This is a genomic window from uncultured Brachyspira sp., from assembly GCF_949287625.1.
GTDB lineage: Bacteria > Spirochaetota > Brachyspiria > Brachyspirales > Brachyspiraceae > Brachyspira.
In genome coordinates, this window is the sequence record NZ_CASEGO010000010.1 from 24873 (window position 1) to 42778 (window position 17906).

General features: G+C 33.1%; 31 protein-coding genes and 1 pseudogene. All 32 read left to right on the plus strand.

Annotated features, from left to right (window positions below):
- The first annotated feature begins 31 nt into the window (after positions 1-31).
- The 32 genes and pseudogenes from tuf to Q1X91_RS03805 all read left to right on the plus strand — a co-directional run bounded on the left by tuf (position 32) and on the right by Q1X91_RS03805 (position 17625).
- Positions 32-1258 (plus strand): elongation factor Tu, encoded by a 1227-nt coding sequence (gene tuf / locus Q1X91_RS03650; RefSeq protein ID WP_300753509.1) that lies wholly within the window; start codon positions 32-34, stop codon positions 1256-1258.
- 84 nt (positions 1259-1342) lie between these two features.
- Positions 1343-1648, plus strand: coding sequence for a 30S ribosomal protein S10 (rpsJ, locus tag Q1X91_RS03655; RefSeq protein WP_008723370.1), 306 nt, complete (start codon positions 1343-1345; stop codon positions 1646-1648).
- 104 nt (positions 1649-1752) lie between these two features.
- Complete coding sequence (gene rplC, locus Q1X91_RS03660; protein ID WP_013114302.1) at positions 1753-2406, plus strand: 50S ribosomal protein L3; 654 nt, start codon at positions 1753-1755, stop codon at positions 2404-2406.
- A gap of 25 nt (positions 2407-2431) precedes the next feature.
- Positions 2432-3079, plus strand: a complete 648-nt coding sequence (gene rplD, locus Q1X91_RS03665; RefSeq protein WP_012671620.1) for a 50S ribosomal protein L4 — start codon at positions 2432-2434, stop codon at positions 3077-3079.
- An 11-nt stretch (positions 3080-3090) separates the two neighbouring features.
- Positions 3091-3384, plus strand: coding sequence for a 50S ribosomal protein L23 (rplW, locus tag Q1X91_RS03670; protein ID WP_187287622.1), 294 nt, complete (start codon positions 3091-3093; stop codon positions 3382-3384).
- A 12-nt stretch (positions 3385-3396) separates the two neighbouring features.
- Positions 3397-4233: a 50S ribosomal protein L2 gene (rplB, locus tag Q1X91_RS03675; RefSeq protein WP_013114304.1), complete on the plus strand. Its 837-nt coding sequence runs from the start codon at positions 3397-3399 to the stop codon at positions 4231-4233.
- A complete protein-coding gene (gene rpsS, locus Q1X91_RS03680) occupies positions 4233-4502 on the plus strand; it encodes a 30S ribosomal protein S19 (protein WP_008723378.1) in 270 nt (89 codons plus the stop codon). Before rplB ends, rpsS begins: the two co-directional genes overlap by 1 nt.
- An 11-nt stretch (positions 4503-4513) precedes the next feature.
- Positions 4514-4921: a 50S ribosomal protein L22 gene (gene rplV / locus Q1X91_RS03685; RefSeq protein ID WP_300753513.1), complete on the plus strand. Its 408-nt coding sequence runs from the start codon at positions 4514-4516 to the stop codon at positions 4919-4921.
- A 3-nt stretch (positions 4922-4924) separates the two neighbouring features.
- Positions 4925-5662: a 30S ribosomal protein S3 gene (gene rpsC / locus Q1X91_RS03690; RefSeq protein ID WP_020004613.1), complete on the plus strand. Its 738-nt coding sequence runs from the start codon at positions 4925-4927 to the stop codon at positions 5660-5662.
- Positions 5662-6075, plus strand: coding sequence for a 50S ribosomal protein L16 (gene rplP / locus Q1X91_RS03695; protein WP_008727113.1), 414 nt, complete (start codon positions 5662-5664; stop codon positions 6073-6075). The genes rpsC and rplP overlap by 1 nt, the downstream gene beginning before the upstream one ends.
- Complete coding sequence (gene rpmC / locus Q1X91_RS03700) at positions 6075-6281, plus strand: 50S ribosomal protein L29 (RefSeq protein ID WP_013114307.1); 207 nt, start codon at positions 6075-6077, stop codon at positions 6279-6281. Before rplP ends, rpmC begins: the two co-directional genes overlap by 1 nt.
- Before the next feature lie 12 nt (positions 6282-6293).
- A pseudogene (gene rpsQ / locus Q1X91_RS03705) lies at positions 6294-6554 on the plus strand (30S ribosomal protein S17); the annotation flags it as partial.
- 107 nt (positions 6555-6661) lie between these two features.
- Complete coding sequence (gene rplN, locus Q1X91_RS03710) at positions 6662-7030, plus strand: 50S ribosomal protein L14 (RefSeq protein ID WP_013114308.1); 369 nt, start codon at positions 6662-6664, stop codon at positions 7028-7030.
- Positions 7031-7032: 2 nt separating this feature from the next.
- Positions 7033-7374 carry a 50S ribosomal protein L24 gene (rplX, locus tag Q1X91_RS03715; protein WP_020004615.1) on the plus strand — a complete coding sequence of 114 codons (342 nt, stop codon included), beginning with the start codon at positions 7033-7035 and terminating at the stop codon, positions 7372-7374.
- A 15-nt stretch (positions 7375-7389) separates the two neighbouring features.
- A complete protein-coding gene (rplE, locus tag Q1X91_RS03720; RefSeq protein ID WP_300753517.1) occupies positions 7390-7953 on the plus strand; it encodes a 50S ribosomal protein L5 in 564 nt (187 codons plus the stop codon).
- Positions 7953-8138, plus strand: a complete 186-nt coding sequence (locus tag Q1X91_RS03725) for a type Z 30S ribosomal protein S14 (protein ID WP_008723403.1) — start codon at positions 7953-7955, stop codon at positions 8136-8138. Before rplE ends, Q1X91_RS03725 begins: the two co-directional genes overlap by 1 nt.
- 17 nt (positions 8139-8155) lie before the next feature.
- On the plus strand, positions 8156-8557 hold the full coding sequence (rpsH, locus tag Q1X91_RS03730) for a 30S ribosomal protein S8 (protein ID WP_013114311.1): 402 nt from the start codon (positions 8156-8158) through the stop codon (positions 8555-8557).
- Between the two features lie 21 nt (positions 8558-8578).
- Complete coding sequence (rplF, locus tag Q1X91_RS03735; protein ID WP_300753519.1) at positions 8579-9151, plus strand: 50S ribosomal protein L6; 573 nt, start codon at positions 8579-8581, stop codon at positions 9149-9151.
- Positions 9152-9161: 10 nt separating this feature from the next.
- Positions 9162-9518 (plus strand): 50S ribosomal protein L18, encoded by a 357-nt coding sequence (rplR, locus tag Q1X91_RS03740; protein ID WP_300753521.1) that lies wholly within the window; start codon positions 9162-9164, stop codon positions 9516-9518.
- A gap of 47 nt (positions 9519-9565) precedes the next feature.
- Complete coding sequence (rpsE, locus tag Q1X91_RS03745) at positions 9566-10048, plus strand: 30S ribosomal protein S5 (RefSeq protein WP_033425242.1); 483 nt, start codon at positions 9566-9568, stop codon at positions 10046-10048.
- Complete coding sequence (rpmD, locus tag Q1X91_RS03750) at positions 10048-10227, plus strand: 50S ribosomal protein L30 (RefSeq protein WP_300753523.1); 180 nt, start codon at positions 10048-10050, stop codon at positions 10225-10227. Before rpsE ends, rpmD begins: the two co-directional genes overlap by 1 nt.
- Positions 10228-10238: 11 nt before the next feature.
- Positions 10239-10727 carry a 50S ribosomal protein L15 gene (gene rplO, locus Q1X91_RS03755; RefSeq protein ID WP_300753525.1) on the plus strand — a complete coding sequence of 163 codons (489 nt, stop codon included), beginning with the start codon at positions 10239-10241 and terminating at the stop codon, positions 10725-10727.
- An 11-nt stretch (positions 10728-10738) separates the two neighbouring features.
- On the plus strand, positions 10739-12079 hold the full coding sequence (gene secY, locus Q1X91_RS03760) for a preprotein translocase subunit SecY (protein WP_300753527.1): 1341 nt from the start codon (positions 10739-10741) through the stop codon (positions 12077-12079).
- A gap of 5 nt (positions 12080-12084) precedes the next feature.
- Positions 12085-12303 (plus strand): translation initiation factor IF-1, encoded by a 219-nt coding sequence (infA, locus tag Q1X91_RS03765; protein WP_008727096.1) that lies wholly within the window; start codon positions 12085-12087, stop codon positions 12301-12303.
- 24 nt (positions 12304-12327) lie between these two features.
- Positions 12328-12444, plus strand: coding sequence for a 50S ribosomal protein L36 (gene rpmJ, locus Q1X91_RS03770; RefSeq protein WP_008723415.1), 117 nt, complete (start codon positions 12328-12330; stop codon positions 12442-12444).
- Between the two features lie 22 nt (positions 12445-12466).
- Positions 12467-12856: a 30S ribosomal protein S13 gene (gene rpsM, locus Q1X91_RS03775; RefSeq protein WP_008723417.1), complete on the plus strand. Its 390-nt coding sequence runs from the start codon at positions 12467-12469 to the stop codon at positions 12854-12856.
- A 58-nt stretch (positions 12857-12914) separates the two neighbouring features.
- On the plus strand, positions 12915-13283 hold the full coding sequence (gene rpsK / locus Q1X91_RS03780; RefSeq protein WP_047117487.1) for a 30S ribosomal protein S11: 369 nt from the start codon (positions 12915-12917) through the stop codon (positions 13281-13283).
- Between the two features lie 38 nt (positions 13284-13321).
- Positions 13322-13948: a 30S ribosomal protein S4 gene (gene rpsD, locus Q1X91_RS03785; protein WP_020004620.1), complete on the plus strand. Its 627-nt coding sequence runs from the start codon at positions 13322-13324 to the stop codon at positions 13946-13948.
- 30 nt (positions 13949-13978) lie between these two features.
- Positions 13979-14953, plus strand: a complete 975-nt coding sequence (locus tag Q1X91_RS03790; RefSeq protein WP_300753529.1) for a DNA-directed RNA polymerase subunit alpha — start codon at positions 13979-13981, stop codon at positions 14951-14953.
- Between the two features lie 33 nt (positions 14954-14986).
- The gene (gene rplQ, locus Q1X91_RS03795) at positions 14987-15373 is read left to right on the plus strand and encodes a 50S ribosomal protein L17 (RefSeq protein ID WP_096735917.1); all 387 of its coding nucleotides are present in this window, start codon (positions 14987-14989) and stop codon (positions 15371-15373) included.
- 361 nt (positions 15374-15734) lie between these two features.
- Positions 15735-17003, plus strand: coding sequence for a transcription termination factor Rho (gene rho / locus Q1X91_RS03800; RefSeq protein WP_245555843.1), 1269 nt, complete (start codon positions 15735-15737; stop codon positions 17001-17003).
- Between the two features lie 25 nt (positions 17004-17028).
- Positions 17029-17625, plus strand: a complete 597-nt coding sequence (locus Q1X91_RS03805) for a Smr/MutS family protein (RefSeq protein WP_300753533.1) — start codon at positions 17029-17031, stop codon at positions 17623-17625.
- The last annotated feature ends 281 nt before the right edge of the window (positions 17626-17906 follow it).

Sequence of the window (17906 nt, forward strand, 5' to 3'; positions counted from 1 at the left end):
TTCCTAAAGGATAAATAATTGGAGGATTAAAATGGCTAAAGGAACTTACGAAGGTAAAAAGACACACGTAAACGTTGGTACTATCGGACACGTAGACCATGGTAAAACAACATTAACATCAGCAATAACAGCAGTATCATCTGCTATGTTCCCAGCAACAGTACAGAAAGTTGCTTATGACTCAGTAGCAAAGGCTTCTGAAAGTCAAGGTAGAAGAGACCCAACAAAAATATTGACAATCGCAACATCACACGTTGAATATGAATCAGACAATAGACACTATGCTCACGTAGACTGTCCAGGTCACGCTGACTACATTAAAAACATGATTACTGGTGCTGCTCAGATGGACGGTGCTATATTGGTAGTATCAGCAGAAGACGGTGTAATGCCACAAACAAAAGAACACGTACTTCTTTCAAGACAAGTAGGTGTAAATTACATCGTAGTATTCTTAAACAAATGTGATAAATTAGATGACCCAGAAATGGCAGACATCACAGTAGAAGAAGTAAAAGACGTATTAAATCACTATGGTTTTGACGGCGATAAAACTCCTATTATTAAAGGTTCTGCTATTAAAGCTATTCAAGCTATTGAAGCAGGTAAAGATCCTAGAACAGATCCAGATTGTAAATGTATATTAGATCTTTTAAATGCTTTAGATACATATATTCCAGATCCAGTACGTGAAGTAGATAAAGACTTCTTAATGTCAATCGAAGACGTATACTCAATTCCTGGAAGAGGTACAGTTGTTACTGGAAGAATTGAAAGAGGTAAAATCAAAAAAGGTGATGAAGTTGAAATCGTTGGTATCAGACCTACTCAAAAAACAACTTGTACTGGCGTAGAAATGTTCAAAAAAGAAGTAGAAGGTATAGCTGGTTATAACGTTGGATGTCTTTTAAGAGGTATTGAACGTAAAGCAGTAGAAAGAGGACAGGTATTAGCTAAACCAGGTACTATCACACCTCATAAAAAATTCGAAGCAGAAGTTTATATCTTGAAAAAAGAAGAAGGCGGAAGACACAGCGGTTTCGTAACAGGTTACAGACCACAAATGTACTTCAGAACAACAGACGTAACAGGTGTAATCAACTTACAAGAAGGTTCACAAATGATTATGCCAGGTGATAATGCTAACTTAACTATTGAACTTATCACACCAATCGCTATGGAAGAAAAACAAAGATTCGCTATACGTGAAGGTGGTAAAACAGTAGGTAATGGTGTTGTAACAAAAATATTAGAATAATTAAAGTAGAGAAATAAAAGGGTATACCTTTTTTATTAAAGATATACCCTTTAATAAATTAAGAGAAAGCGAGTAATTCAAGCTATGAAAGAACAGAAAATACGAGTTAAACTAAAAGCCTTTGATATTGAGCTTATTGATCAATCAGCTCAGTCTATAGTAGCTAGTGTAAAGAAAACAGGTGCTAGAGTATCAGGACCTATACCATTGCCTACAAGCATACGTAAGGTAACTGTAATAAGAAGTCCGCATGTAAATATTAAATCAAGAGAACAATTTGAGATGCGTATATATAAGAGATTAATAGATATCTTTGATGTAACTCCTCAAACAACAGAATCTCTTAAAAAATTAGCGCTTCCAGCTGGGGTTGATGTTCAGCTTAAATAAGCGTTTAATTAAATATTAAAGATAAAGCTCTTTACTACGTTTTATCTGTAATAGTTTGAAACAATAGAAAAGTAGTAAGTAAAATCATTATAGAGGATTCGCCGATGGTAGGAATAATTGGCAAAAAATTGGGCATGACAACAGTTTTTGATGAAACTGGCAATGCAATAGCAGTAACAGTAGTAGAAGCTGGTCCATGCACAGTTATGCAGATAAGAGATAATGAGAAAGATGGCTACAGTGCAATTCAATTAGGCTATGGTGCCGTAAAAGAAAAGCATTTGAAAAAGCCACAAATAGGTCAATTTAAAAAAGCAAATTTAGAGCCTAAGAAATATCTAAAAGAGTTCAGAATGGACAATACTAGCTCATATACAGTAGGTCAGGAACTTAAAGCAGATGTATTTCAAGCAGGCGATTTTATAGATGTTAGTTCTTTGAGTAAAGGCCGCGGTTTTGCAGGCGTAATGAAAAGACATAATTACGACGGTGGTCCTATGAGCCATGGTTCTAACTTCAGAAGAAGAGCTGGTTCTATAGGTTGTAACAGCTACCCTGCAAGAGTATGGAAAGGTAAAGGTATGCCTGGACATATGGGTAATGCTTTAACTACTATACAAAACTTGAAAGTAGTTGAAATAAGACCAGATGATAATTTGATTATGATTAAAGGTGCTATACCTGGTGCAGTTAATAGTATAGTGAAATTAACATCAGCAGCTAAAAAACGCAACAAGAAAAAGAACTCAATGAATTAATTTAGAGTAATAACAGGATGATAAAATGGAAGTAGTAATACTAAATGAAAATGGAGATAGCGTAGGCAATTTAGAGATTGTTGATGAGATATTTAAATCAGAAGTTAACAATAATCTACTTTACGAAGCAATCAAAAATGAATTAGCTAACAGACGTCAGGGAACGCACTCTACTAAAACCAGAGCAGAAGTTTCAGGAGGCGGTAAAAAACCTTGGAGACAAAAAGGTACTGGCAGAGCAAGAGCAGGTTCTACACGTTCGCCAATTTGGGTAGGCGGTGGTAAAACACATACTCCTAAACCACGCGATTATAGCTATAGATTGCCAAAGAAAATGAAGCGTAAGGCTCTATTGTCTGTTTTATCTTTAAAATATGGCAGCAATGTTCTTAAAGTTTTTGAGGACTTCACTTTTGATGCTCCTAAAACAAAAAGAATGGCTAGTTTTATAAGTAAGGTTAAAGAACCAAATACAAGAAAAGTGGCATTTGTAGTAGGTAAAGATGAATCTTTAGGTGATAATTACAATAAATTATTATTATCATTAAGAAACATTAAAGATTTAAAGCTTGTAAATGCAGACAGTATGTCTATACATCCTTTATTTTATGCTGATGAGGTATATTTTACTAAAACAGCTTTATCTAAATTAAATGCTAGAATTAAGGGTTAAAAAATATGAGCATGTATTCACTTTTAATTGAGCCTATACTTACAGAAAAAAGTAATATGCTTAGAACTGAGCCTAGAGGAACAGAAAAGCGTTATTATGTATTTAAAGTAAGACAGGACGCTAATAAAACAGAACTAATGAAAGCGGTTGAAAAAATATTCAATGTACATCCGCTAGATTGTAAGATAATAAATGTTAAGCCAAAAAAGAAAAATCGCAGAATGAGCAGACGCGGATATACACGCAGCTATAAAAAAGCGATAATAGTTCTTGACGGCAAAGAATCAATAGATATAGTAAAATAATGAGGGACACCGATGGCTATTAAGAAATTTAAACCGACAACACCAAGTTTACGCTATCGTACAGTAGTAGATTTTTCTGATATTACAACAAATGAGCCTTGTAAATCATTAGTATGCGGAAAAAAACGTATAAGCGGACGTGGTTCAAATGGTCGTATAACTATGCGTCGTCGCGGAGGCGGACATAAAAAACTATTTAGATTTGTAGATTTTAGAAGAGATAAACATGACATAGAAGCTAAAGTGGTTTCTATAGAGTATGATCCTAACAGAACTGCTCGTATAGCTTTATTACACTATACAGATGGCGAAAAAAGATACATAATATGGCCATTGGGACTTAATGTAGGCGATAGAGTAGTAAGCGGTGAAAATGCAAAAGTTAAAATTGGATGCACTTTACCATTGAAAAAAATTCCATTAGGTACTATAATACATAACATTGAAATAACTCCTGGAAAAGGCGGTCAGCTTGTTAGAGCAGCAGGCGGTGGTGCTCAGATAACAGCAAAATCAGGCGGTTATTGTGTAATAAGACTTCGCTCAGGTGAAGAAAGAAGAATACTAGAAAATTGTTATGCTACTATAGGACAAATAGGTAATCTAGATCATTTCAATACTACAGATGGTAAAGCTGGAACTACAAGACATAAAGGCAGAAGACCAAAAGTAAGAGGTGTTGTAATGAACCCAGTAGATCACCCACACGGCGGTGGTGAAGGTAAAAGCGGTCAAGGTAATCCGCACCCAGTTTCTCCAACAGGTGTACCTACTAAGGGTTACAAAACTAGAAAGAAACATAAGTATTCTGATAGATTAATAATCAAAAGAAGAGGGGGTAAAAAATAATGTCTCGCTCTATTAAAAAAGGACCTTTTGTAGATAAGAATCTTTTTAAGAAAATACAAGCTGGAGATAATAAGCACCAAATAAAAACTTACAGCCGTGCTTCAACGATTATTCCAGAAATGATAGGCTTTACTATAAATGTACATAATGGTAAAACATTTGTAGCAGTTTATATACAAGAAAATATGATAGGTCATAAATTAGGCGAATTTGCACCAACAAGAAAATTTATATCTCATGCAGGTGCCGCTAAAGTAGGTAAGAAATAAGGATTTAGACTATGGATTATAAAGTAAAGGTACGTTATTTACGCATTGGCCGCAGGAAAGTATCAAGATTGCTTCCTTTTGTTAGAGGTGAGTATGTTAATCATGCTATATCTAATCTTGCAGCAATGCCACAGATGTCATCAGTAGTTCTAAGAAAGGCTATTAAAAGCGGAATAGCTAATGCAATATTCCAATCAAGAAATATCAATCCAGATACATTATGGGTAAAAACTGCTTATGTTGACAAAGCTCCAACATTAAAAAGAATACGTGCAGCAAGCAGAGGCAGTGCTGACCCAATATTAAAAAGACTTTCACATATTACTATAGTATTAAGTGATGATAAAAAACCTGAAAAGAAAAAATTAAAAGTAAAAAGTGCTAAAGTAGAAGAAGCACCTAAAGCAGCGGAGGTATAAACTATGGGTCAAAAGGTTAGTCCAATAGGTTTAAGACTCGGAATTAACAAGACTTGGTCTAGTAAATGGTTTGAAGATAGCAGAACTTATGCAGACAGCTTGCATGAAGATTTATCTATCAGACGCTATATAATGAATTATTATTATAAAACATTAAAAGAAGAACAAAAGAAAATCGGCGGAAAAAAAGAGTCTTTTGACCCTGCTATATCTGATATACAAATAGTACGTTTCCCAGATAGAATAAATATTTTCATCTCTACTGCAAGAGCAGGTGTTGTAATAGGACCTAAAGGTCAAAGAGTTGAAACTGTAAAAACAGCAGTTCAGAAAATGGTTAAAAAACCAGTACATTTCTCTATTACAGAGATAAGAGATGCAGAGTTAGATGCAACATTAGCAGCTCAAAGCGTAGCACGTCAATTAGAAATGCGTGTTGCTTTCAGAAGAGCTATGAAAAGCGTTATAACTCAAGCTATGAAGAAAGGTGCTAAAGGAATAAAAGTTATGTGTTCTGGACGTTTAGCAGGAGCTGATATTGCTAGAACAGAACAATATAAAAATGGTTCAGTACCATTACATACATTAAGAGCTAATATAGATTACGGCACTGCAGAAGCACTTACTACATTCGGTATTATCGGAATAAAAGTGTGGATCTATAAGGGAGAAATTCTTGATAAAAAAGAACATAAGCAAGATGATGCAGGTAAAGTTATCAGTGCCAAAGGAGATAGATAATGTTACAACCATCAAGAATGAAATATCGTAAACATCATAGAGGCAGAATGAAAGGCAAATCAAAAAGAGGAAGTAATCTTACTTTCGGAGATTATGGTTTGATGGCATTAGAACCTGTATGGCTTACAGATAGACAAATTGAGGCTGCACGTATTGCTATATCAAGACATGTTAAACGTGTAGGTAAGATGTGGATAAAAGTGTTTCCAGATAAACCTTATACTAAAAAACCAGCTGAAACTAGAATGGGTAAAGGTAAAGGTAACGTTGAATATTGGGTAGCTGTAGTTAAACCTGGAAAAGTAATATTTGAAATAGCAGGTGTTCCAGAAGAGTTGGCTCAATCAGCTTTCAGACTAGCTGGTTTTAAGCTTCCTATAAAAACTAAGTTCATTAAGAGGGAGGCTATATAATGGCTAAAAATAAAAAAGATTATAAGTCATTGCCTTTAGAAGAGCTTAAAAGTGAACTTCTAAAATTAGAAAAAGAATATCAAGAGCATAGATTTGAAAAAGTAGTAGGCGATGCAAGACAAACACATCAGCTTAAAAAAGCTCGTAAAGATATAGCTAAAGTTAAGACATTTATTCGTCAATATGAACTTGGCATAAAAAAATAGTGAGGTATTACTGTGGAAAGCAAAGCAAAAAAATATAAAAGAGTACTTGAGGGAATTGTAGTTTCTGATAAAATGGATAAAACTATAGTTGTAAAAGTAGAAAGCAAGCAGAAACACCCGCTCTATGGTAAAACTATTAGTAAAAATAAACGCTATAAAGCTCATGACGAAAAAAACGAATGCCATGAAGGCGATTTAGTAAGAGTAGTAGAGTGCAGACCTCTTAGTAAAGATAAAAAATTTAGATTGACAAAAATAATTAAGAAAGCAGAACGTCTAGAGAAAGATTCTATAGACAGCGATGTAGAAAGCGTATTAAAACGTGAAAAACATGCTCCGGAAGCAGCAGTTTCTTCACAGGTTGAAGGAGAGTAAGAATTATGATACAAGTACCAAGTACTCTTAATGTAGCCGACAATACTGGCGTGAAAAAGTTAAAATGTATTAAGGTATTAGGCGGAAGCAGACGCAGATATGCTACTTTAGGTGATGTAATTGTTTGCTCTGTAACAGATATAATACCTACTTGCTCTATAGAAAAAGGTAAAGTTGTTAAAGCCGTAATAGTAAGAGTTAAAAAAGAAGTTAGACGTCCAGACGGTTCATACATACGTTTTGATGAGAATGCTGCTGTTATAGTAGATGATAAAAAAGAACCTAGAGGTAAACGTATATTCGGACCAGTAGCACGCGAGCTTAGAGACAGAGGCTTTATGAAGATAGTATCACTTGCACCAGAGGTAATATAATTATGATAAAAAAACAAGATTTAAGTAAGACAAAATATAAAGTAAAAAAAGGCGATACTGTTGAGGTAATAGCTGGAGAGCAAAGCGGCGAACGCGGCGAGGTATTGTCTATAGACAGAAAAAAAGGCAGAGTTGTAGTAAAAAATATCAATATGGTTAAAAAAACTATGCCTAAAACTCAAGAGAATCAAAGAGGCGGTATAGTTGAAAAAGAAGCTTCAATAAATATATCCAATGTAATGGTAGTGGACAAAGGCGGTAAAGCTACTAGAGTTGGAAGAAAAGAAGCAGACGGAAAATTAAAAAGATATTCTAAAAAATCGGGCGATTTTCTTGATAAGTAAGTAGGAGAATAAATTATGTCAGTATTGAAAGATAGGTATGAAAACGAAATTAAACAGTCTCTGCTAAAAGATATGAATTTAAGCTCTGCAATGGCTATCCCTAAAATTGAAAAAATAATAATTAATATGGGAGTAACTCAGGCTGTAACAGACAAAAAATATGTTGATTCTGCTGTAGAAGAATTAACTCAAATAGCAGGACAAAGAGCTGTTGTAACAAGAGCTAAAAAATCTATAGCTAACTTCAAATTAAGACAAGGTATGCCTATAGGATGCCGTGTAACTTTAAGAGGTGAGAGAATGTATGACTTCTTAGAGAGATTAATATTCATAGCATTACCAAGGGTAAGAGACTTCCAAGGTATTCCTAGAAGAGGATTTGACGGTAAAGGTAATTACAATTTAGGAATAAAAGAACATACTATATTTCCAGAAATAAGTTTTGATAAAACAGATGCTGTAAAAGGCTTAAATATAACAATAGTAACTACTGCAGATAATGACGATATGGCACGCACTTTATTAGAAAGAGTAGGTTTGCCATTCCGTGCTGCACCTAAAAGTCAGGAGAATAAATAATGGCTAGATTGGCACTTAAAGTTAAAGCTACAAAAAAACAAAAATATAAAACAAGACAATATAACAGATGCCCAATATGCGGCAGACCTCGTGCTTACATAAGACAGTACAAGATGTGCAGAATATGTTTCAGAGATTTAGCTAATAAAGGTTTAATACCGGGCGTAACTAAGTCTAGTTGGTAATTTAAGGAGTTATATAAATGAGCGTACATGATCCAATAGCAGATGCTTTAACTATAATTAGAAACGGATGTAGAGCAAAAAAAGAAGCTGTTACTATACCTTTTTCTACAAAAATGGAAAATATACTTGCAATTTTGAAGAAAGAAGGATATATTAATGACTTCAAAAAAGTAGAAGTAAAAGATAAAAATTTCTTCCGCATAGAAATAGACTTGAAATATTATGAGGGAAGTTCAGTAATAGAGGGCATTCAAAGAGTATCAACTCCAGGTTTGAGAGTTTATACCTCAGTAGACACTATACCTCAAGTAAAAAACGGCTTTGGTATATCTGTAATATCTACAAGCAAAGGCGTTATGACAGATAAAGAAGCTAGAAAAGAAAATGTTGGCGGCGAAGTTTTATGCTACGTTTGGTAATAAATTAAGAGGGTATTAATAATGAGTAGATTAGCAAACAAACCTATAGCGATACCTCAGGGCGTTGAAGTTAAAGTAGACGGACATAAAGTAATCGTAAAAGGTAAAAGAGGGGAGTTGACAAGAGAGTTTTTTGATTATATAATACTTGAACTTGAAAATAATTCTCTTTGGGTTAAACCTCCTAAGATTGAAAGTACTGACGAAAAAGCTATTAAAGAAAATAAAGCTAAATATTCTGCACAATTAGGTTTAGTGTGGAAACTTATTTCTAATATGATAGAAGGTGTAACTACTGGATATAAAAAAGTTCTTCAGTTAGAAGGTACAGGTTATCGTTCTAATGTACAAGGAGACACTATAACTTTACAATTAGGTTTTTCTAGTGATGTTAAAATGAAAATACCTGAAGGTGTTAAAGTAACAGTAGAAAAAGACACAAAGATAGTTATCGAAGGTAATGATAAAGAACAAGTAGGTGAGCTCGCTATGAATATCAAAAAGAGAAGACCTGTTGAACCTTATAAAGGTAAAGGTGTTAGATTTGAAGGCGAGCATGTGAAAATGAAAGAAAGTAAAAAAGCTGCTAAGTAAGGGGTAAGCTATGGGTTTAAGAGAAAAAATTAAAGCTCAACGTGAAAGAAGAAAAAGAAGTATACGTATAAAAATAGAAGGAAGCTCTGAGCGTCCTAGACTTACAGTTTATAAAAGTCTTAAATATGTATCTGCTCAAATAATAGATGATAGTAAAGGTGTTACTTTAGTATCAGCATCTTCTCAGGAAAAAGATTTAAAAAGCGGTAAGAATGTTGATATAGCTAAAGAAATAGGAAAAATTTTAGCCGCTAGAGCAAAAGAAAAAAATATTAATGAAGTTGTATTCGATAGAAACGGCTATATATATCATGGAAAAATAAAATCCTTGGCTGACGGTGCTCGTGAAGCAGGATTGAAATTTTAAGGAGTATGACCTTGGCACACGATATAAACAACAACGAAGAAAAAAGTATGTACGAAGAACGTCTTATAACTTTAAACAGAGTTGCTAAAGTTATGAAAGGCGGAAGACGTTTTAGATTTGCCGCTTTAATGGTTTTAGGTGATAAGAATGGTCATGTTGGTTTAGGTTATGGTAAAGCAAACGAAGTACCAGATGCTATTAGAAAAGCTATAGAGCAAGCTAAGAAAAACATGATAGAAGTTAACTTAAAAGGTGAAACTATACCGCATAATACAGTAGGCGTATTTAGAAGCAGCAGAATTATTATGAAGCCAGCTTCTAAAGGTACCGGAGTAATTTCTGGCGGTCCTGCACGTGCTGTATTAGAATTAGCTGGTGTAAAAAATATTCTTTCTAAGTCTTTAGGTAATAATAATTCAATGAACCTAGCTAAAGCTACTTTTGAAGGTTTGAAATCTTTGAAAACAGTAGAGCATATGGCTAATAAAAGAGGAATTAGTATAGACCAGATTTATGGGAGGGCAGAATAATGGCTAAAGTTGTAATAACATTAGTTAAATCTTCTATAGGCTATGAAAAGTCTCAAAGAGATACTGTTGTAGCTTTAGGTTTTAAAAAGGGTAAAAGAGTTGTAGAACATGAAGCAACTCCTCAAATAAATGGAATGATAAATAAAATATCACATCTTCTTAAAGTAGAGTATAAGTGAGGTTCTTAACAATGGCACAAGAAAATACAAAAATATTAAGAGCTCCTAAAGGTTCAAGTAAAAAACGTCATAGAGTAGGACGCGGTCAAGGTTCTGGTTGGGGCTGTACTGCAGGCAGAGGTGATAAAGGTGCTCAGTCTCGTGCTGGATACAGCAGAAGAGCTGGTTTTGAAGGCGGACAAATGCCTTTGCATAGAAGAATCCCTAAAAGCGGATTTACTAATGCAGCTTTCAAAAAATGTGTGAATGTCATCAATGTTGGTGATTTAGATTCTATTGGTAATGAAATAAGCAGAGAAACTTTACTAAAGTTAGGTTTCCTTTCATCTAAAAGAGATTACATCAAACTTCTTTCTATGGGTGAAGTTAAAAATGCTGTTACTATTACAGTTGATATGGCTAGTAAAAAAGCTATAGAAAAAATTGAGAAATCAGGCGGTAAAGTTATAATACATGAACGTAAAAAATATATTAGAAAAAAAGAAGATAAAAAATTTTAAGGTAAATAATAATGTTGAAATCATTAGCTAATATATTTAAGGTACAGGAATTAAGAAGCAGAATATTATTTACTGTTATAGCTATTTTAGTTTATAGAATAGGAAGTCATATTCCTACACCTGGTATAGATCCTACAGCCCTTTTAGGCTTTTTATCCTCATCGCAAGGCGGTGCAGGACTTTTGACTATAATGGATTTATTTTCAGGCGGTGCTTTATTTAGATTTTCTATATTGGCACTTGGTATAATGCCTTATATTTCTGCTTCTATTATAATGCAGCTTCTTGGGGTAGTAATACCTGCACTCGAAAGAATGCAGAAAGAAGGTGAAAGCGGTCGTAAAAAGATAAATCAGTATGTTAGATATTTAACACTTGTTCTTTGTATAGTACAATCTGCAGCTATGGCTAGTTGGATACAGAGCATAAATGAAGGTGCTATGATATTTATGAATCCGGGTATAGGATTTATATTATTAGTAGTTGTAACAGCTACAGCTGGTACCATGTTCTTAATGTGGCTAGGTGACCAAATTACAGAACGCGGCCTTGGTAACGGTATATCTGTTATAATTTTTGCTGGTATTGTTGCTCGTATTCCTGCTGGTGTTTACGATGTTATACAGAAAAGAGAAAGTGAATATTTAAACTCTTTAGTTATAGTTCTTTTCTTCATAATTTTCGCAATAGTTATATTCTGTGTAGTTTATGAAGAAAGCGGACAGAGAAGAATACCTGTTCAATATGCTAAACGTGTGGTTGGAAGAAAAGTATTCGGAGCTCAATCAACTCATATACCTTTCAAAATCAATCCATCTGGAGTTATACCTATAATATTCGCTTCTGCTTTAATGGCAATTCCAGCTCAGATAGCTAGTTTAACTAGAGGTGTTCAATGGAGATGGCTTGATGCATTGCTTAGATTCTTCTCTTATGGAAGCTGGGCATATATCGTTCTCTATTGTCTTTTGGTTATAATGTTTGCCTATGTTTATACATCAGTGCAATTCAATCCAGATGATATAGCAGAGAATCTTAAAAAATCCGGCGGTTTTATACCTGGTTACAGACCTGGTACTCAAACAGCAGAATATCTTAAGACAGTATTAAGCAGAATAACTATAGGCGGTTCAATATTCTTGGCAGCTATAGCAGTATTCCCAGACTTAATGTCTAAGATACCTATATTTGCTCCTTTCAGAGGTACAAATAATTCTCTTGTTTATTTGATGGGCGGAACATCAGTAATGATTAGTGTAAGTGTTGCCGTTGAGTTATTAAAGCAAATAGAATCCTATTTACAAATGCATAACTATGATGGTATATTGAAGAAATCTAAGGTTAGAAGGTAAACAATATGGCTGATAGAGAAACTATAGAAGTAGAGGGTACAGTTGTAGAGCCTCTTCCAAATGCTACTTTTAGAGTAGAGCTAGAGAATGGTCATAAGATATTGGCTCATATATCAGGCAAGATGCGTATGAATTTTATCCGCATACTTCCAGGTGATAAAGTAACTATAGAAATGTCTCCCTATGATTTAACAAAGGGCAGAATAATTTATCGTTATAAGTAATAAATTAATTGGAGATTAGTTACAATGAAAGTAAAAAGTTCTATAAAAAAACGCTGTAATGACTGTCAGATAGTTAAAAGAAAAGGCGTAGTTAGAGTTATATGTAAGAAAAACCCAAGACATAAACAAAAACAGAAGTAATTAATTTAAGGAGATAATTAATATGGCACGCTTAATGGGTGTTGAAATTAGAAACAATAAAAGAATAGAAATAGCCCTTACTGATATATACGGTATAGGTCGCACTCTTGCTCATGTTATTTGTGATAAAGCTAATATAGATTATTCTATTAAAGCTAAAGACTTAACAGATGCACAAATTACAGCTTTAAGAGATGCTATAGAAGCCACTACTAAAGTAGAAGGTGATTTACGTACAGAGCTTTACAATAATATAAAGCGTTTAAAAGATATTCACTCATATCGTGGAATGCGTCATATTAAAAGGCTTCCAGTACATGGTCAGCGTACACGTACTAATTCGCGTAATGCTAGAGGCGGCGGAGCTAGAAAAGCTATTGCTGGTAAGAAAAAAGCACCAGGTAAAAAATAATTAATGGGGGAGAATAGTGGCTACTCAAAAAGGTAAAAAAACTCTAAAAGATAAAAAAATTAAAAAAGATAGAAAAGTTGAAGCTTTTGGTATAGTACATATAAAAGCTAGCTTTAATAATACAATAGTTACTATAACAGATAGAAATGGAGACACTCTATCTTGGGCTAGTGCAGGTTTAGACGGAGATTATAAAAGCAGTAAAAAATCTACTCCTTTCGCTGCACAGGTTGCTAGTGAAAAAGCATCTAAAAAAGCTTATGAAATGGGTGTTAGAGAAGTAGAAGTTTATGTTAAAGGTCCTGGAATGGGAAGAGAAAGCTCTATCAGAGCAGTTGAAGCTTCAGGTCTTAAAGTTAAACTTATTAAGGACGTTACTCCAATGCCTCATAACGGCTGCCGTCCTAGAAAAAGAAGAAGAATATAATATTTGTATTTAAGTTGTATTAATAGGAGATAAATAATATGGCAAGATATAGAGATGCTAGTTGTAGATTATGCCGCCGTGAAAAAATGAAACTTATGTTGAAAGGCGAAAGATGTCTTACTGCTAAATGTGCTATAACAAAAAAGAGAGAAGTACCAGGTCCTGTTAACCGTAAAATGAAACAGTTGTCAGAATATGGTATTCAGATGAGAGAAAAACAAAAAGTTAAACGTATTTACGGTGTTTTAGAAAAACAATTTAGAAATTATTATCATGAAGCTATACGTGTGGCTGGTGTATCTGGTGAAAACTTACTTAGATTATTAGAATTACGTTTGGACAATGTTGTTTACAGACTTGGTTTTGCTAAAAGCAGAAATCAGGCTAGACAATTTGTAGCTCATGGTTTTATATCAGTTAATGGTAAAAAAATGTCAATTCCTTCATACAGTACAAAAGTTGGAGATAAAATCTCTTTTACTGAAAATGGCAATGCTGTAGGTGAAGTTAAAACTATAGCAGAAGGTTTAAAAAGTGAATATGTTCCAGCATGGTTAAGTTTGGATCTTTCTTCTAAAACAGGAGAAATAGTTACTTTGCCTATAAGAGATCATATAGAGTATCCTATCAATGAACAGCTCATCATTGAGTACTATTCTAAGTAATGGAACTCTTTTATAAGGGGTATTATAAGAATGGCATTAAAAGAAATATTAGAATCTATTAAACATCCTCATAGGGTTACTTTTGAGAAGAAAGACTTAACTCCTACTTACGGCAAATTTATTGCTCAGCCTTTTGAAAGAGGATATGCGGTTACTGTTGGTAATGCTTTAAGAAGAGTATTATTATCTTCTATACCTGGTTATGCTATCACTGCTATTAAAATAGATGGTGTCAGCAACGAATTTGAAAATGTACCCGGCATGAAAGAAGACACTATAGTGATGATTATGCATCTTAAAAATGTTGTAGTTTCGCTTCCAGATCGTTTGGAAACAAAAACTATTCATATGAAAAAAGAAGGTCCTTGTACTATTACTGCTGGCGATTTGGTGGCTAATGATAATGAGGCTCAGGTTCATAACCCTGATTACTATATTGCTACTATTGCAGAAGGTTATACCTTTGAAATGGATATTCAAATAGAAGGCGGATACAGTTATGTGCCTGCAGAAATGAATATTGAATTGGTAGAAGATGTTAATGCTATAGCTATAGATGCTATATATTCACCTATTGTAAGCGTTAAATATAATGTTGACCCTATAAGAGTAGGGCAGCGTATAGATTACGGAAAACTTACTCTTGAAATAGAAACTAAAGGTAATATAGCTCCTGAAAAAGCTCTTTCACAAGCTGCTAAAATCTTAAGAGATAATTTAAAACATTTTATGGATCCTGAAGAGGCTAATGGCGATGATGAAAAAATAGAAGAAACCCCTAAAGATTCTGTACTTGATTCTCTTAAGGGAAAACATATTGAAGAAGTGGAATTCTCTGTTAGAACTGCTAATTTCCTGATGGCTTCCGATCTTAAAACTTTGGATAAGGTTGCTGTAAAATCTGAATCTGATTTGTTAAGACTTATGGGGTCTAATGAAATGATTATTGAAGAAATTAAAGAAAAACTTGCAGAGTATGGTGCTCATCTTGGTATGAGAGGTTAATATAAAAGGTAATAAACTTTTAAGGATAGTAAAATGAGACATAGAGTTACAGTAAAAAAATTTAATAGAACAAGTGCACATAAAAAAGCTATGCTTTCTAACATGCTTACTTCTTTATTGAAATATGAAAAAATAGAAACTACTAAAGAAAAAGGCAGAGCTATAAAGCAATTAGCTGATAAAATTATATATAAAGCTAAAGTTGATAATGTTCACAATAGAAGAATGGCTGCTAAGTATGTTAAAGATAGGACTATACTTACTAAACTTTTTAAAGATATAGCTCCTAGATATGCTGATAAAAACGGCGGTTATGTAAGAAAAATTTTGTCATATAAAAGATTCGGTGATGCTGCAGATATGTGTGTAGTGATGCTTTGCGAATCTGATAGCTCTTCTGTTAAAACTGAAAATAAATAAATTAATTAATTAAATAAAAATAAACAAATCGGTTTATAAATCTTAATATAAGCAAATTTTATATAAATAATATCTATAGTTTTGTTATAGCGAATATTCGCTATAACTTTACGTAGATGTTGTTTATGGAGGAATTATTATGCCTTTCCAAAAAAAACGTGTAAAAGTATCTAATGAAAATGAAGAAATTGAAACTCCTGCTGTACAGCCTAAAAAAGTTGTTAGAAAAAAAGTTGTAAAACAGATTGAGGCTGCACAAGATAATAATGATATCGTTTCAAAAGATGAACAAGCTCCTAATATTAATGAAAATTATGATAATAATGTAAGCGATGAAAAAGTGAATAAACCTGTTGATGATATTCATATTAGTAAATTAAGCTGTTTAACTTTTGAGGAACTTTTAGAATTTGCTGAAGGTTATGGTATAAAAAAAGACACTTCTAATAATATCAGACGTCAAGAACTTATGCAGGCTATAGTGAGAGCACAGCATGCTATGGAAGGTAAAATTATTGCTGAGGGTACTTTAGAGACTTTGCAGGACGGTTTTGGTTTTTTAAGGTCTCAAAATAGTAATTATTTAGTTGGTCCTGATGATATATATATTTCTCCCGCTCAAATTAGACTTTTCGGTCTCAGAACGGGTGATATAATTACTGGTGAAGTAAGACCTCCTAAAGATAATGCTGGGGAAAAATTTTTTGCTTTGCTTAAAATTTTAACTGTTAATGGAGAAGAGCCTAATAATCTTTATAAAAGACCGCATTTTGATAAATTAACTCCGATTTTTCCTAATGAACGTATAGACTTGGAATTCGCACCAAATAAAATATCTACACGTATTATTAATCTTGTCTCTCCTATAGGTAAAGGTCAAAGAGGGTTAATTGTAGCCCCTCCTAAAGCTGGTAAAACTATGATGCTTCAGGAGATTGCTAATGCTATATGCAGAAACTATCCAGACATTAAACTTTTTATACTTCTTATAGATGAGCGTCCTGAAGAAGTTACCGATATGAAAAGACAAGTTCCAGAAGCTGAGGTTATTGCATCTACATTTGATGAAACTCCAGATAAACATTGTCAGGTTTCTGAAATGGTATTAGAAAAAGCTAAACGTTTAGTAGAAAATAAACATGATGTTGTTATAATACTTGATTCTATTACAAGACTTTCAAGAGCTTATAACTTAGTAGTACCAGCAAGCGGTAAGGTGTTAACAGGGGGAGTAGATTCTAATGCTCTTCATAAACCAAAAAGATTCTTCGGTGCTGCCAGAAATATAGAAGAAGGCGGCTCTCTTACCATAATAGCTTCTGCTTTGGTTGATACTGGAAGTAAAATGGACGATTATATATACGAAGAGTTCAAAGGTACTGGTAATATGGAGCTTCATTTGGACAGAAAACTTGCCAACAGAAGACTTTTCCCTGCTATTGATATAGATTCTTCTTCTACTAGAAGAGAGGATTTACTTCTTACTGAAGAAGAGAAAAATAAAATGTGGGCTTTAAGAAAGTACATGCAGTCTCAGGGTATAGATGAGGATCAATTAATAGAAACTGTTATTGATAAAATGAATTCTACTAAAGATAATGCTGAGTTTTTGAAATTATTAAATTCATAAATATTATTATTTTAGGATTCATTATATGTCAAAAAAATCTGAAGAAGAAGATAGAAAACTGTTTTTATTTTTTTTAGAACATGGATATTTTCCTGATGATTTTGATTATAAAAAAAATACTGAATATATAAAAAAAGATAATATAAACAAAAAAAGCAAAGAAGTTTATAAAAATAATAATAAAGAATTAGAAGAAAGTAATTTTTTAAAAGAAGAATTAGCTTATACAAAAGAAGATGAAGAAATGTTTTTGAGTGCAATTGAGAATCTCGATTGCACTAATCATTCTAAAAAGTCTATTCATGAAAGAAAAATCAATACCAAATTCAAACCTAATATAAAAAATGCCGTTCCAAAAGACAGACTGGATTTGCATGGACTTACAAGTGACAGAGCCTTGATAGAAGTTAAGCATTTTATTTATGAATGTAAGAAAAATAAGATGAGTCCTATTCTTATAATACATGGTAAAGGTTTCGGAAGCGAAAATAAGATACCAGTATTAAAAAATATGGTGGAATACTATTTGCAAACGGACGGAAAAAATCATATAAAGTATTATTCAGATGCCCCTCTTCATTTAGGCGGAAGCGGTGCTAAGATAATTTATTTAGATATATAAGAGTTGTTTCAAAACTACTGGATAAGATTATAATAAAATTTTTATAATTTATCAGTTAAAAAAATAATGTTTTATACATTGTATAATTTATTGTTCCAGTATATACTGAAAATTTTTAAGTTTGTCAATTTTTTATTGTTCTTTTTCCCGCCGCAAAAAGAACCAAAAAGTGCAAGTGTAAAAATAATACTAAATAGTACTAATTATGTTTTACATGTAGAATAAATTGTAAAATTTAGCCAGAAATATAGCCTTTTTGCTTCTTTGTGGCAACAAAAGAA